The sequence below is a fragment of the Synechococcus lacustris Maggiore-St4-Slac genome (genome assembly GCF_024345595.1).
Classification (GTDB): domain Bacteria; phylum Cyanobacteriota; class Cyanobacteriia; order PCC-6307; family Cyanobiaceae; genus Synechococcus_D; species Synechococcus_D lacustris.
Map to the genome: position 1 here is coordinate 58,839 of NZ_JAGQBK010000010.1, position 13,710 is coordinate 72,548.

15 protein-coding genes are annotated in these 13,710 nt (G+C 53.9%); 2 read left to right on the plus strand and 13 right to left on the minus strand.

The annotated features are described in order from the left end of the window. The first annotated feature begins 1 nt into the window (after position 1). Complete coding sequence (gene ald, locus KBY68_RS08655) at positions 2–1,123, plus strand: alanine dehydrogenase (RefSeq protein WP_255096801.1); 1,122 nt, start codon at positions 2–4, stop codon at positions 1,121–1,123. Here ald and KBY68_RS08660 read toward each other — a convergent pair. The 13 genes from KBY68_RS08660 to KBY68_RS08720 form a co-directional block, all read right to left on the minus strand. Then, entirely contained in the window at positions 1,104–2,198 is a 1,095-nt protein-coding gene (locus KBY68_RS08660) for a DUF3326 domain-containing protein (RefSeq protein WP_255096803.1), read from the minus strand. The genes ald and KBY68_RS08660 overlap by 20 nt on opposite strands. Further along, the gene (locus KBY68_RS08665) at positions 2,165–2,398 is read right to left on the minus strand and encodes a DUF8621 family protein (RefSeq protein ID WP_255096804.1); all 234 of its coding nucleotides are present in this window, start codon (positions 2,396–2,398) and stop codon (positions 2,165–2,167) included. Before KBY68_RS08665 ends, KBY68_RS08660 begins: the two co-directional genes overlap by 34 nt. Then, the gene (locus KBY68_RS08670) at positions 2,395–2,718 is read right to left on the minus strand and encodes a 2Fe-2S iron-sulfur cluster-binding protein (RefSeq protein WP_255096805.1); all 324 of its coding nucleotides are present in this window, start codon (positions 2,716–2,718) and stop codon (positions 2,395–2,397) included. The genes KBY68_RS08665 and KBY68_RS08670 overlap by 4 nt, the downstream gene beginning before the upstream one ends. An 8-nt stretch (positions 2,719–2,726) precedes the next feature. After that, positions 2,727–3,488 carry a TIGR02466 family protein gene (locus KBY68_RS08675; RefSeq protein WP_255096806.1) on the minus strand — a complete coding sequence of 254 codons (762 nt, stop codon included), beginning with the start codon at positions 3,486–3,488 and terminating at the stop codon, positions 2,727–2,729. Next, positions 3,454–4,401, minus strand: coding sequence for a F0F1 ATP synthase subunit gamma (locus KBY68_RS08680; RefSeq protein WP_106499315.1), 948 nt, complete (start codon positions 4,399–4,401; stop codon positions 3,454–3,456). The genes KBY68_RS08675 and KBY68_RS08680 overlap by 35 nt, the downstream gene beginning before the upstream one ends. A gap of 10 nt (positions 4,402–4,411) precedes the next feature. Continuing rightward, positions 4,412–5,929, minus strand: coding sequence for a F0F1 ATP synthase subunit alpha (atpA, locus tag KBY68_RS08685; RefSeq protein ID WP_106499314.1), 1,518 nt, complete (start codon positions 5,927–5,929; stop codon positions 4,412–4,414). Between the two features lie 47 nt (positions 5,930–5,976). Then, the gene (atpH, locus tag KBY68_RS08690) at positions 5,977–6,525 is read right to left on the minus strand and encodes an ATP synthase F1 subunit delta (RefSeq protein WP_255096807.1); all 549 of its coding nucleotides are present in this window, start codon (positions 6,523–6,525) and stop codon (positions 5,977–5,979) included. Between the two features lie 4 nt (positions 6,526–6,529). Further along, positions 6,530–7,045, minus strand: coding sequence for a F0F1 ATP synthase subunit B (locus tag KBY68_RS08695; protein ID WP_255096808.1), 516 nt, complete (start codon positions 7,043–7,045; stop codon positions 6,530–6,532). Continuing rightward, complete coding sequence (locus KBY68_RS08700; protein WP_106499311.1) at positions 7,045–7,512, minus strand: F0F1 ATP synthase subunit B'; 468 nt, start codon at positions 7,510–7,512, stop codon at positions 7,045–7,047. The genes KBY68_RS08695 and KBY68_RS08700 overlap by 1 nt, the downstream gene beginning before the upstream one ends. 68 nt (positions 7,513–7,580) lie before the next feature. Beyond that, positions 7,581–7,829, minus strand: coding sequence for an ATP synthase F0 subunit C (atpE, locus tag KBY68_RS08705; RefSeq protein WP_106499310.1), 249 nt, complete (start codon positions 7,827–7,829; stop codon positions 7,581–7,583). Positions 7,830–7,973: 144 nt separating this feature from the next. After that, entirely contained in the window at positions 7,974–8,693 is a 720-nt protein-coding gene (atpB, locus tag KBY68_RS08710) for a F0F1 ATP synthase subunit A (protein ID WP_255096809.1), read from the minus strand. A gap of 6 nt (positions 8,694–8,699) precedes the next feature. Next, positions 8,700–9,293 carry an ATP synthase subunit I gene (locus tag KBY68_RS08715; RefSeq protein ID WP_255096810.1) on the minus strand — a complete coding sequence of 198 codons (594 nt, stop codon included), beginning with the start codon at positions 9,291–9,293 and terminating at the stop codon, positions 8,700–8,702. A gap of 25 nt (positions 9,294–9,318) precedes the next feature. Then, complete coding sequence (locus tag KBY68_RS08720; protein WP_255096812.1) at positions 9,319–10,524, minus strand: class I SAM-dependent methyltransferase; 1,206 nt, start codon at positions 10,522–10,524, stop codon at positions 9,319–9,321. 124 nt (positions 10,525–10,648) lie between these two features. Between KBY68_RS08720 and KBY68_RS08725 the strand changes: the two genes are divergently transcribed. Further along, entirely contained in the window at positions 10,649–13,558 is a 2,910-nt protein-coding gene (locus tag KBY68_RS08725) for a phycobilisome rod-core linker polypeptide (protein ID WP_255096813.1), read from the plus strand. Positions 13,559–13,710 lie beyond the last annotated feature (152 nt).

Sequence of the window (13,710 nt, forward strand, 5' to 3'; positions counted from 1 at the left end):
CATGGCATCCATCAGCAGCATCGGCATTCCGCGGGAAATTAAGCGGGATGAGAAACGGGTTGCCCTTACCCCAGATGGAGTGAGGGAGTTGGTTTCTGTTGGTTTAGAAGTGCGGGTAGAACATGGCGCCGGTGCCGGCGCCGGCATCCACGACGAAGCCTTTACCCAAGCTGGTGCCCAACTGGTGGATTGTGAAACCGCCTGGGCTGCCCATCTGGTTGTGAAGGTAAAGGAACCCCAGGAACAGGAATTTCAATATTTGCGCTCTGATCTAGTGCTGTTTACCTACCTGCACCTAGCTGCCTACCCAGCGGTGGGGAAAGCCCTGCTAAACGCTGGATGCACCTCAATTGCCTATGAAACGGTGCAACTTGAAGATGGCAGCTTGCCCCTGTTAGCGCCAATGAGCGAAATTGCTGGGCGGCTAGCCACCCAGGCCGGGGCCTACCTATTGGAGAAACCCCATGGCGGCAGGGGGGTGCTTTTGGGTGGTTGCACCGGAGTAAAACCAGCGCGGGTGGTGGTTTTAGGGGCAGGCACCGTGGGTTGGAATGCGGCCCGCATAGCCGCGGCCATGGATGCAGAGGTGTTGCTTTTAGATCGCTCCCCCCAACGGCTGCGCAGCCTTGAGGCCCAGCGGCGCGGCAGGCTTGTGAGCTTGGTTAGCAGCCGCGGCCTGATTGAGCGGGTGGTACCCACCGCCGACCTCCTGATCGGCGCTGTTTTAACCCCAGGAGGCAGGGCGCCCACCTTGGTGGATGAACAGTTGGTGAAGCAAATGCGTCCGGGTTCAGTGATCGTGGATGTGGCAATTGATCAAGGCGGCTGCATTGCCACCAGCGAAGAAACCACCCACACCGAACCTGTGCTTGAAAAATTTGGCGTTCAGCACTACGCCGTTGGCAATATGCCAGGGGCTGTGCCATTCACTTCAACCGAAGCATTAGTAAGCGTTACCCTCCCTTACATTGTTACAATTGCAGGCAGAGGATTGAGCGAAGCAGTTACCGAAAGGCCTGAACTTTTGTCTGGGCTTAACACTATTGAAGGTTCTGTTTGCCATCCAGGTGTAGCTAAAGCACTTGGCCTAACTCCCAGGCACCCTATGGCTTGCTTGCGATAGGCAATGGCCTGTATAAACTTCCAGGGTTGAGGCCTTCCCTTAGTGCTACCACTAAACCTGCTGCCTCGCAATAGGTTTCCACTTGCCATAGGGGTGCTTCAAGGGCCTCAAAACCCAAGGCAGCCGCAGACACATTCATCAAACTGCTGTTACTTTGCACCGCAATAACGGGAATACAACGTTTAGTTGCCTCTAGAAGCGCTTCACCACCCATGGCAGCAGCAGGCACCACCACAGCGCCCACCTGATCGATCGAAAGTTCACCGCTTTGCCATGGATTAATGGCTGGTTGCAAATTGGGGGCGCGGCTCAAACCCACGAGCACACAAGGTAGAAACGTATGGCCTAATTCTTCAGCGGCGGCACGGGGATCTAATTCATTTAGTAGTGGTAGGGCGGCCAAGGCAGGGGCATGGGCGCAGGGAATACCTAGCTGGCGCACTAAAAGATGGCTAATAATTGCCTCTGCCCCTGCCAGGGCGTCTACACCAGCGCCACAGCGATAGGCCTGCAATTCGCTGCTATCGGGTTCATCGGGGAAACGGGCCACCACTGCAATGGCAGTGGCACCAGCCGCTTTTAGCTTTTCTCCCGCCTGCAACAAGCGATCTGGATGCTTCAGGCTGCCCCAACTGCTGCCACTTGAACCCTGGGAAAGGCTCACCCCAAGCGGGCCATCGCTGATCAAAACCGGGCCAATATCCAAGCCAAGGGTGGCGCGGGCCGCGTCGAGCACCTGTTGATGGCGCAACAATAAATTTGCTTCGATGGCAGCATCAAACAACACACCGATGCGCTGGCGTCTGCAGGGGCTTAAGCGCCAATCACCTCTGGCAAAACCATCAAGGGCCCAGCCCTCCACGTAATGAATACGTTGATCGCTCCAATACAGGGAAGCGCCATTCAACACATTGGGATGGCTTATCAAACACCCACTGGCTGCAGCTAATAAACGGGCCACCGGCAGGGCATCCCCGGCAAATCCACCCTGCTCACAGGCGATACCGGTGGGAATTATCAACAAAGTTGGCAGGGGATTCATCAAACCAGCAACACCGCCTCCAGCTGCAGCCATTGCAAATCAGCGCGTAATTCAGCTGCGGTAATCGCCCAGCGCAGGGGTTCCCCATGGGCACTGAGCGCATGCCTACACGCACCGGCTGGATCATTTAGCCATTGCTGCCGTGGCAATTCAAAGTCAACTTGGATGGCTATCAATTTCAGCTCAACCAATTTTTTAGATTCATTTTTAGATTCATTTTTAGATTCGTTCACTTTTGATACTTACCAAACTGAGCTTCATATAGAGCATCTTCTTGGCATGCCAATAACTGCAAATCACTGCGGGGATAGGCCACACACATCAAAGCAAAACCCTGATTTCGCAGTTCCTGTTTCACACCCATTGCATCGGGTTGATCAACGCTGCCCGCTTCAATGCGAGCTGCGCAGGTGGTGCATACCCCCGAACAGCAGGAGCTTGGCAAGGCTAAATCCGCCGCCTCTGCCGCCGAAAGCAGGGTTTGATCAGCGGCGCAATTAAAACTGTGCAACTGATCATTGATGCGGATAGATACCGCGTATACCTGGGCCATAGCTCGCCTTAGGGCATCAGATTGCCATCTTGCCGCAGGGGGTCCCACAGGCTGGGATGGGGGGGCAGATATTCAGCGCTGGTGGGCCCGGGCGGTGCGGTTAGCACAAGGTCGAAACTAATTGAGAACCGAGTGTTATCACTGCAATTCTCAAGTACTGCATGGTCTAGGCGGGCGGGGAACAGGAGCAATAATCCAGCGTGGGCGGCAACGTCATGGTGGGAAATACTGCGGGCTGCAGATGCTTCAAGGGGGCCCTGGCCACCAACTGCCATGCCAGGAATCAATTCATTAAGGGGATTTGGATTAAATAAACGCAGGGCTCCACATTTACCGCTGCCATTACCACTTAAGTAATAAACAGCACTCAAATGGGCATTGGGATGGTGATGGCGGCCAATCAATTGACCAGGCTCACTAATCACCGGCCAACTGCGTTGAATATGCACACAAACGCTGCCAGGCTTAAATCCCAAGCCAAGCAAATAATCAGCCACATACTTATCAAGTTGCTCTACCAACCAAGCGGCATCCTGGCAGCGATGTATTTGATGGTGGCCGTGTAAATCACCGGTCCATGCGCAACCCGGCTCTGAGTTGCCTTCGGCGCTGCCCCGCATAGCAAGGAATTGCTGCAGTAAACAGGCAGTATCTATGGGATCGGGCTTAAGTTGAACAGCGGCTAACGCCACTGAAAACAGGTTATTTATCAGCGGTAATTGCTGTTCACCCACCTCAAGCCATTGCCGATGCTCCGCCCACAACTTCAAGAATTTCTTGGGTAATTGCAGCCTGGCGCGCCTTGTTGTAGTCGAGGGTTAGAGACTTTGCTAAAGCCTTGGCATTATCACTTGCATTATTCATGGCAGTCATCCGGCTGGCCAATTCACTGGCAGAGGCTTCCTGCAAAGAGCGCAAGATTTGATTCTGCAAATACAATGGCAATAGAGAATCAAGCAACTCGCTGGGGCTTTGCTCAAAAACAATATCGGATTGTAATTTAGGTTGAGTATTAGCTGATGATGAGCGCTCTACCGATAACGAACCCTCCTTGGATGTAAGCCGGAAGATTTCATCATCGGGCTTTGCAATTCCTTGGGGGTCGAGGGGAAGAAGTGTTTGGTAAACAGGGTTAGTGCTCACCAAGTTAATGAACTTGGTGAAAATTAGCTCAACGCGATCGGTGCCACCGCCTATGAATTCAGCAAGTAACACCTGGGCGATTTTATTTGCCTCAGCTGCATTTGGAACCTGGTTTAGGCCAATGAAACTATTCACAATTGGATATTTCCGGTTGCGGAAATAAACATCAACCTTGCGGCCAATAGTAATTAGTGAAAGCTCATGACCAGCCGCCTTCAATTCAGCAAAACGTTGTTCGGTGCGTTTGATTATGTTTGCGTTGTAGCCACCGCACAATCCACGGTCGCCTGTGATTGCCACCAGGGTGATGTGGCGAGGTTCACGGGTTTGCAATAGGGGGGTATCGGCCACCTCAAAACCCATGCGGGCTTGCAAACTTTCTAAAACCCGAGCCAAGCGATCAGCAAAGGGTCTAGTGCGCAATACCTGTTCTTGAGCCCTGCGCACTTTCGCCGCAGCCACTAAGCGCATTGCTTCTGTGATCTTGCGGGTGTTTTTAACCGAACTGATGCGGTCGCGTATCTCTTTAAGGTTGGCCATGTTTTAAACCTCAGGCTGCGACCATAAGGCCAGCCACAACTTCCTTGATCGCTGTTTTGAGCGTTGCTTCAGAGGCATCACTCAGCACTTTTTCAGTTTGCACTGCCTTGATGTATTCAGGCTGGCTGCTCTTGAGATACTCGCGAAGTTCACGCACAAATTCAGCAACCTTTTCAACGGGCAGTTCATCCAGGTAACCCTTGGTGCCCGCATACACAATTGCCACCTGCTCAGCAAGAATCAGGGGGCTGAACTGGGGCTGTTTTAGCAATTCCCGCAGGCGCTTACCCCTGCCAAGTTGGGCTTGGGTAGCTGCATCCAAGTCGGAGGCAAACTGGGAGAAGGCCGCCAGTTCATCGAATTGGGCGAGCTCTAATTTCAAGGTGCCGGCAATTTTCTTAATCGCCTTGGTTTGAGCTGCACCACCCACCCGGCTCACCGAGATACCAACGTTGATGGCTGGTCGCAAACCTGAGTTGAAAAGGTCTGAACTCAGGAACACCTGGCCATCGGTGATTGAAATCACGTTTGTTGGGATGTATGCAGACACATCACCCGCCTGGGTTTCAATGATGGGAAGGGCGGTCATGCTGCCCTTGCCCATGGCATCAGACAACTTGGCAGCGCGCTCAAGCAAACGGCTGTGGCAATAGAAAACATCTCCTGGATATGCCTCCCTGCCTGGGGGACGACGCAGCAATAGCGACATTTGGCGATAGGCCTGGGCCTGTTTTGTTAGGTCGTCGTAGATAACCAAAGTTGCTTTGCCTTGATACATGAAGTGCTCAGCAATGGCAGCTCCTGTGTAAGGGGCTAGGTATTGCAGTGAAGCGGGTTCAGAAGCACTAGCCGCAACAATCACGGTGTAATCAAGGGCTCCCTTTTCGCGGAGTACATCCACAAGGTTTGCAACGGAGGCAGCCTTTTGACCAATGGCTACATAAACACAAACCACATCTTCACCCTTTTGGTTGATGATGGTGTCGATGGCGATAGCACTCTTACCGGTTTGGCGGTCGCCGATTATCAATTCTCGTTGGCCCCTGCCGATGGGGATCATTGCATCGATGGCGGTGATCCCGGTTTGCATCGGTTCATGCACCGATTTGCGTTGAATGATTCCAGGGGCCATGGATTCAATCAAACGAGAGTCGCTAGTTGCTATCTCGCCCTTGCCATCAAGGGGTAAACCAAGGGGGTTAACAACCCTGCCCAACATCGCTTGGCCAACGGGCACTGAAGCGATTTTTCCCGTGGCCTTAACTGTGCCGCCCTCTTGGATACCAACACCTTCCCCCATCAACACAACACCAACGTTGTCGTCTTCCAAGTTGAGGGCCAAGCCTTCGGTGCCATCTTCAAAAACCACCAACTCACCGGCCATCACCTGTTCGAGGCCGTAGATGCGAGCGATTCCATCGCCAACTTGCAACACGGTGCCAACATTGCTCACCGAAATAGATTTGTCGTAGTCCTCAATTTGCTGTTTGAGGATGGCGCTGATCTCGTCGGGACGGATGGAAACCATGGCAGGAAAGCGGTGTTAGGGGAGGAGAGGGAACGGGTAATTGAAAATCAGGCGGCCCGTGCCAGGGACAGGCCAAGACGCTTCACCTGCCCAAGCAGGCTGGCATCTACTACCTGGGAGCCAAGTTGCACAACAAAACCACCAATCAAGGTGGGATCCACACTCAACTCAATATCCACTGAGTTGGTGCCGGCCATGGCCTTTACCTTCTCGGTGAGCTTGAGCTGCTGCTCCTTAGAAAGGGCAGTGGCGGAGATCACCTTGGCAAGGGTGATGCCCCGCAGCTCCCTATAGAGCTCAAGAAAACGATTAAGCACGGCATCAAGAATGCCGATGCGCTGTCTATCAACCAACACTTTGAGCAGATTCAGCATGGAAGGGCTGATGCTGGCTCCAAACATTGCCACAAGGGCACTTTTCTTAGCATCCAGGGCCAACACGGGGGAGCGCATTGCCCCTTGCAGATCAGCGGAGCTGTGCCAAGCATCAAGCAAGGCCTTTGCTTCAACGGCCAATGCGTCGGCACCACCGGCAGCTTCACCCACTTGAAGCAGGGCGTCGGCATAGGGGGTAGCTAGGGAATTAAGTAGTGGCATGGTTCTATCCGAGTGCCTCGATGGAACGATCTATCAATTGAGACTGCTTGGCGGCGGTGAGTTTTGCAGGTAGGGCCTCAATGGCCTTTTCCATGGCAGACCTGGCGGTTTCAAGCCTCAGAGCTTCCACAACCCTTGCGGCTTCGGCGCTCAAATTAGAAACTGCATCCTGCTTGATGCGGGCCATTTCCTCAATCGTGCGCCTTTCGCTGTCTTCCCTAATGGCCATGGCCCTTTGCTTGCCATCGCTAATGATTTTCAATGCGGTGGCTTGGGCTTGAGAAAGTTCTAAACGGCCTTCTTCAAGGGCTTTAGAAGCAATCACTAGGCGCTCTTCTGCATCCTTTAGGTCGGCCAGGATCGATTCACGCCGGCGTTCCAGGATTCCTCCCAAAAAGCCCTTGAGAAACCACACCAAAACCGCGATCACAATGATCAGGTTGATGATGTTGGTATCAAAAATATCTGTGTTTAAGCCAAACCCTTCGGTGGCAAGCAACAGTGGGGAAATAGTTGTCATCAGGCTGCAAGCAAGCGGTCAACTATCAAAGACCCGAGCTTGGTGGCTTGGGTATCGATGCCGGCAAAAGCTTCTGCTTTTTGGGCTTCGATTTGCACTCGAGATTTTTCCCGAGTGGCATTGGCATCTGCTTGGGCCAGGGCTAGGGCATCGCGAAAAAGGCGATCCACCTCCGCTTCAGCCTCTTGAACCAAGGCTTGGGATTGCTTTCTGGCATCAACCAACTGGGCTTTTAATTCCAGTTCTAGGCGTTCTGCTTGAACAAGTTTTTCCTTTGCCTCAGCGCGGCTAGAGCTGATGTAGCCCTCCCGCTCTTCCACCGCCTTACCAACGGGTCGGAAAAACAGGGCGTTGAGAATAAAAGTGAGCAGCACCACTTGCACTGCCATCAAAGGCAGGGTGGCATCTAAATCAAACAGACCGCCCTTGGGGGCAGCTGCTTCGGCCAGCATTAGCCAGCTATGCATGGAACCGGAGGCGCTGGGACAGGGGAATGGTGCTTAGGGGGCGTTCAAACGCCCCCTGGGGCCAATGATCAGCCGGCGAATGGGTTCGCAAACAGAAGCACTAGGGAAACCACCAAGCCGTAGATGGTTAGAGCTTCCATGAAGGCCAGGGAAAGCAGCAGGGTGCCGCGGATTTTGCCTTCGGCTTCGGGCTGGCGGGCAATGCCCTCAACAGCACCACCGGCAGCGGTGCCCTGGCCAATACCAGGACCGATGGCACCAAGGCCGACAGCGAGACCAGCGGCCAATACGGACGCAGCGGAGGTGATGGAATCCATGGTGGAACAGATGGGGTGGTGCGCTAGAAGCGCGGGACTAACTGGGAAGCGATCCCTGCGACTGGGACGTTGGCCGGAGAGCTAACGGGTGCGGAAAAAACCGAACCTGCGCGCAGGAGGTCTAGCAGATCGTGGGTACGATCCTTAGTGATGCTCTTCGTGCACGGCTTCACCGATGTAATAAGCGGCGAGGGTGGCGAAGATCAAGGCTTGGATGGCACTGGTAAACAAACCCAGAAACATTGCTGGTAGGGGTACCACCAATGGCACAAGGAAAGCGAGAACAGCTACTACCAATTCGTCGGCAAGAATGTTGCCAAATAAACGGAAAGATAGTGATAAAGGTTTAGTGAAATCCTCAACAATCTTGAACGGAAGCATGATTGGAGTTGGTTCCACGTAGTACTCGAAGTACCGCAAACCCTTCCTGCTTAAACCAGCGTAGAAATATGCAAGGGAAACCAACAAAGCCAAGGCGATGGTGGTGTTGATATCGGCGGTTGGAGCACCCAATTCTCCACTGGGGAGATGAACGAGTTTCCAGGGGATTAAAGCCCCTCCCCAATTGCTTACAAAAATGAATAGGAACAGGGTGCCAATGAAAGGCAGCCAATCCCGGTAAGCCTTTTCGCCGATTTGATCTCTAGCCAAATCACGCAAGTAATCCCAGAGAAATTCCAGGAGGTTCTGCACACCGCGGGGGTCGCGCTCCATCTTGCGGGTACCCGCTACCACGAGGGCAAGCAGGGCACCAATAACAATCCAGGAACTGAGAAAAACCTGACCATGCAGGTTTAGTTGACCAACTTTCCAATAAAGGTGTTGACCAACCTCGAGTTCGGCAAGGGGGAGGTTAAAAGGCACCGGAACCTAGGCGTTTGAGGAGGGTGAAGGGGAATTAGCAGCTGGCTTAACGATCCAGAGATCAAGGGCCGTACTGATAATCACCGCCGGCTTGTAGATCAGAAAACCGATCAGGGCCGGAAGGAGCTGCAAAAGGGGCCAGCGGGTGGAGAGCAGCACCAAAGTTACGGGTACGAGCAGCTGGACTTTGCCCACCTGCTTATTGGTTCCACCCAGTTTCTGCACCGATCGTGAGAGCAGAAACAGGTAAACCAAACCACCCATAGACCCGATGGCCACACTCAAGGCTGTGGGACCGTTGAATCGCCATCCAGCCACCAACACCGCTAGGGCAGAAAGCCCCAAAGTGAACAGCAGCAGGCGCCTTTGCAGGCTGCGATATTCAGCCATTGGATCAATTACTGGGCCGGTGACAAGCACCTCGCCAGGGGATGAAACAACGGGTGAGCTCGTAACCAAATCCTGCTCCAAAGGGGCAGGCAGAAGGGGCGATTCATCCCTACCGGAAAGCTGATGAAGAATCGAATCCCGCAGCGATCCTCCCTCGGCCGAGGCAGATGGAGAGGATGCCGTTGACGACACGATCGTTTCAGCGTCCAAGGCCCGCGGAATCTATCACGTGCCTTCAGTTATCCAAGCCGAGCAAAAGCACTCCAGATCCCCATAGTTGGCGGGCAATTTCAGATGTTTGGCTCGCCTCCCAGCCCAAATTGAGGTTGGAAAGCCTTGTTGGCATTGCTGACGTGGCTGCTAAACACTCCATAAAAGTGAGCTGCAACGGGCTCAAATTCAAAGGACGCAGCTCTTGATCCAAAAGACTTGCTCCAGGCCAACCCCAAAGGCAAGGGTTGCGCTCCAAGGTGGCTTGCCAAAGGAGTTCGTTGTTGTTCCAGCTTTGCCTTGGCAGCTGTTTGTTAGAGAGAAAAAACTCAAAATGGCTGATATCAGGATCGAGGGCTTCCATCAACAGCCATTGCTGCTCCTGGGGCAAGGCCTGGGCCCGCTCCAGCAATTCGCCCTCAAGTAGGCGCTTGGGATCCCATTGATCGGGGTTACTGAAACCAAGGAAGGTGAGCTCAGCCCCCTCCACAAATCGCCAAAGCCCCTGCAGGTTGTAGCTGGTTTCTTGGGGGTGGAGATACATGTCAGCAAAATTTGCATCTGCGCTTGTGTCGATCAACCAACGCTGTTCGTGCCTTTGTTTAAGCCTGTTGTCAGCCGGCAAGTTCTGGAAGAGTTGCCTTCCCAAGCGCAAACCATCCCCATCGCTTTTTGCCCCCAATAGGGCTAGCGAACGCTGAATTCGATGGATTTCCCAGCGGCCCCCATCCGCATACAAAAACAGGTGCAGCAATCCCCCTGGTGCCAGTAGGGGCGCTAGGGCCTTCAGACCATTTAGGGGATTTTCGAGGTGATGCAGCACCCCAACACTGTTGATGTGTTCAAAGGGTCCCTCCCCCGCCAGATCCAGCAAACTGCGCTGTTCAAAGCGCACCTGAGCCAGGCCACCGGAACGCCGCAATCTTTCACGGGCCACCTCAAGGGCACCACCGCTGATGTCTACGGCAAGGATTTCTGCCCCTGGATTGAGATGGGCGAGGTAGTCGGTGCTAACGCCCGTACCGCAGCCCGCATCAAGAATGCGCAGGGATTTGCCAGCCGCTGGGGTTGTGCCGGTGCAATGGCTATGGGCAGCCCGATGGCACCAACGCCAGTTGTAGCCAGGGGGTGGGCCGTCCTGGAGGGGATCACCTGGGTAGGGGAAGCGGTCGTAGAAAGCACCCACCACAGGGGTGGCCCCATCGGTAGCTGGGGGAACGGGTATGGCCATCAAATCCACGGATCAGCGGAAGATCTGAGCCTCTCATTCACCGGGGTGGGCTGCAAACATTTGTTCATCTGAATGCCGTTGGCTCCGGCCGCAGCCGTAATCTGCACAACAGAGGAGCTCATTCATGTCTGTAACCGCCAGCAGCGGCAGCCCCAGGGTTAGCCCCCAGCTTTACGACACCCTCCCACTCGCCAATGTTCGTCAAGCGGAACAGCAGGACCGCTTTCCGGATAAGGGCGAGCTAGATAGCCTCATAACCTTTTTCCAGAGCGGCCAAAACCGGGTTGAAGCCGCTCGCCGCCTGAGCGCCAATGCCAACGCGATCGTTGCCAAGGCGGCCAATCGCATTTTTGTGGGAGGCACCCCCCTTTCCTACTTAGATAAACCATTGGTTCCCGTTGCAGTGGGCGCTGCTGGGGAGGTGGCACTTGCAGCAGACCAAGCTGCTTTTGCTAGTTCGGTTCAAACCTTTGCCCAAGGCAGTGGCGGCAGCGGGCTGCTGGGGCGGATTCGGGAGGGTTTCCAAGCAGCAGCTGATGTGCAGGTGGTTATTCCATCTGGATTTACGCCAATCAATGTTTCGCGCTACGGCAACTCCAGGATGCGCAAGTCGTTGCGGGATCTGGGTTGGTTTCTGCGCTATGTGGGCTACGCCTTGGTGGCCGGCGATCCCAGCATTCTTGCGGTGAATGCAAGGGGCCTTAGGGATCTGCTTGAGAAGGGCTGCTCCCTGCCAGCCACAAACCTGGCACTGCAGGAGATGCGGGCGGCCTCAGCTGATTTGTTTGTTGATAACCCAACGGCTCGGGAGCTGGTTATCGCTTGCTTCAATGTGCTCATTGATGAGTTGGCGGTTTCCACCCCCTCCACCCGTCAAAGGCTTGGCAGCCCTCAGCAGCAGGGATTGCAGCTTCCTGCGATCTATGCGCTGGCGGCGGAAGGGGCCCAGCGCTTTGTGATGCGTCCAGGTTTATCCGGTAGCGAAAAAGCAGAAATTATCCGCGCTGCCCAACGCCAGGTATTTGAACGGGACATCGCTAAGGCCTATTCCCAAGAACCCTGTTCTGTGGAAGCAAGCCAAGTGCGCCAGGGGCAAATCTCCATGCGGGAATTCATCCGTGCCCTTGGCAAAAGTAAGGAATATCGCACCCAATTCTTCGGCCGCTTTTCAAATAGCCGCGCCGTTGAACTGGCATTTCGCCATTTCCTTGGCAGGGGCCCTAGCTCCCTTGAAGAATTCCGCAAATACTTCGCAATCGTTAGCGCCCAAGGGCTAGGTGGCTTGGTTGATTCCCTGATCAACAGCATGGAATACGCCAGGGTATTTGGCGAAGAAACCGTTCCTTACTTGCGTGATCTTGGTGAAGAGGCCCAAGAGAGTGCTGGCTGGGGCTCAAATCGCAAACTTTTCCAATTCAGCGCACCCTTTGAGGGGGCACCCCAATACGTAACCCTTTATGCCGCCTACCGCCAACCCTTAGCTGATCAACATGTTTACGGTGGCGGCAATGATCCAATTGGCTTGCAATACGGGGCAATCTTCCCTTCCGCCACCGCTTCAGTAGCCACTAGGCCTGCCCCCCATGGCTACCGCACCAGGCGGCTTTTGGTGGGTAATGGCATGGAAAGCCCAGGCCAAATGGATAGCCCTGGATTTAGATCATCCCAACCGCGGCGGGTGGGGCCCAAAGTGGTGCGGTTGCAACAAATCGCCACCGGTGGCAGCTCAAAACCAAAGCGTGGTGGTTCAGCCAATATCCGCAACACAGAATCAAGCACCCAAGCAGTTATCAATGCTGTTTATGTGCAGATCCTTGGCAATAGCGGCTACGCCGGTGATCGAATCAGCTCAGAGGAAAATAAACTTGAAAATGGCAACATTAGCCTGCGGGAATTCATCCGAATGGTGGCGCGCTCCAAGGCTTTCCGCCGCCGTTATTGGAGTGGTTTATATATCACTAAAGCCATTGAAGTGATGCACCGGCGCTTACTGGGGCGCCCCAGCTTTGGCCGCTGGGAAATCAATAGCTATTTCGACATCGCAGCCCGCAAAGGCTTCTATGGCGTTGTAGATGCACTAATAAATAGCAAGGAATATATTGAAGCCTTCGGGGAAGACACGGTTCCCTACGAGCGCTTCATCACCGCCAATGATCTAAACGGCCGCAGGGTACCTGCCCTGCGTATGCCTTTAGATTTTGCTTCAATTAAGGAACCACAAAAATGCTTCAGCCAGCAAAAACGTCCGGATATTTATTCAAGCTCGTTGATGAATACCCCGGGTAGCATCACCCCCCGTAATTTCCCTGGCCAATCAAACGCAAATGCGGGGCTCTGGCGGGCTGATGTTGGCGGGCAAATTGTTGAAGCTCAACCCCGCTGGATCCAAAGCCAAAACAACAGCATTAGGCAACTGCCAAACCCAAATCGTGGCTGGAGTGCACCCCGTTGGCAAAGCGATAGCAGCCAATCAGGCAAAGGGGTACAAGCCAAGGGGCTTAAGCAAGCTTTGGGCCTGCAATCTGAAAATGCAGCTTCCAAAGTATTTAGCCTCAGCAAGGGGGCCAGTGTCGCTGAAAAAGAGGAATTGATCTGCGCCGTTTATCGCCAGCTTTTAAATCGAATTCCCTTCGCTTCAGAGCGCTTGATTGAAGCCGAATCAAAATTTTGCAACGGCCAAATCGACGTTGCCAAATTTGTAGCCCAAGTGGCCGCTAACGATTTATTTCAACAACGGCTCTGGTTGATGACCCCAATGGCAGCTGCAAGTGCAGCCCACATGGCCCTACTTGGTAGAGCTCCAGAGGCCGCTGAGGCAACTGCATTTCTTAGCGGCCGGGCCCAAATGGGGCAGGTAAAAGCAATTGAAGCAGTGCTCAATTCAGCTAGCTATAAAACAAGTTTTGGTGCAAACACCGTTCCCTATCTCAAGGGTCTCGGCAGCCAGCCAGGAATGGCCCTGAGCAGCCTTGTGCGCACAGCAACCCTCTACGGCGGCAACGGGGGGCTAACCCCTGCAATTAAGCCAAACTAAAAATAATACCAATCTCCCCCCAACTAGATTGGCTTATTTGTTTTCAACAATAATAGGGGAATAGTATCAATAACTTCCTTCAGAGCTCCTGCAAGCAAAGGGATCTGCTTGGCTATTTAGGCACCAAGGGCCGTGAAGAACTGTTACCGCAA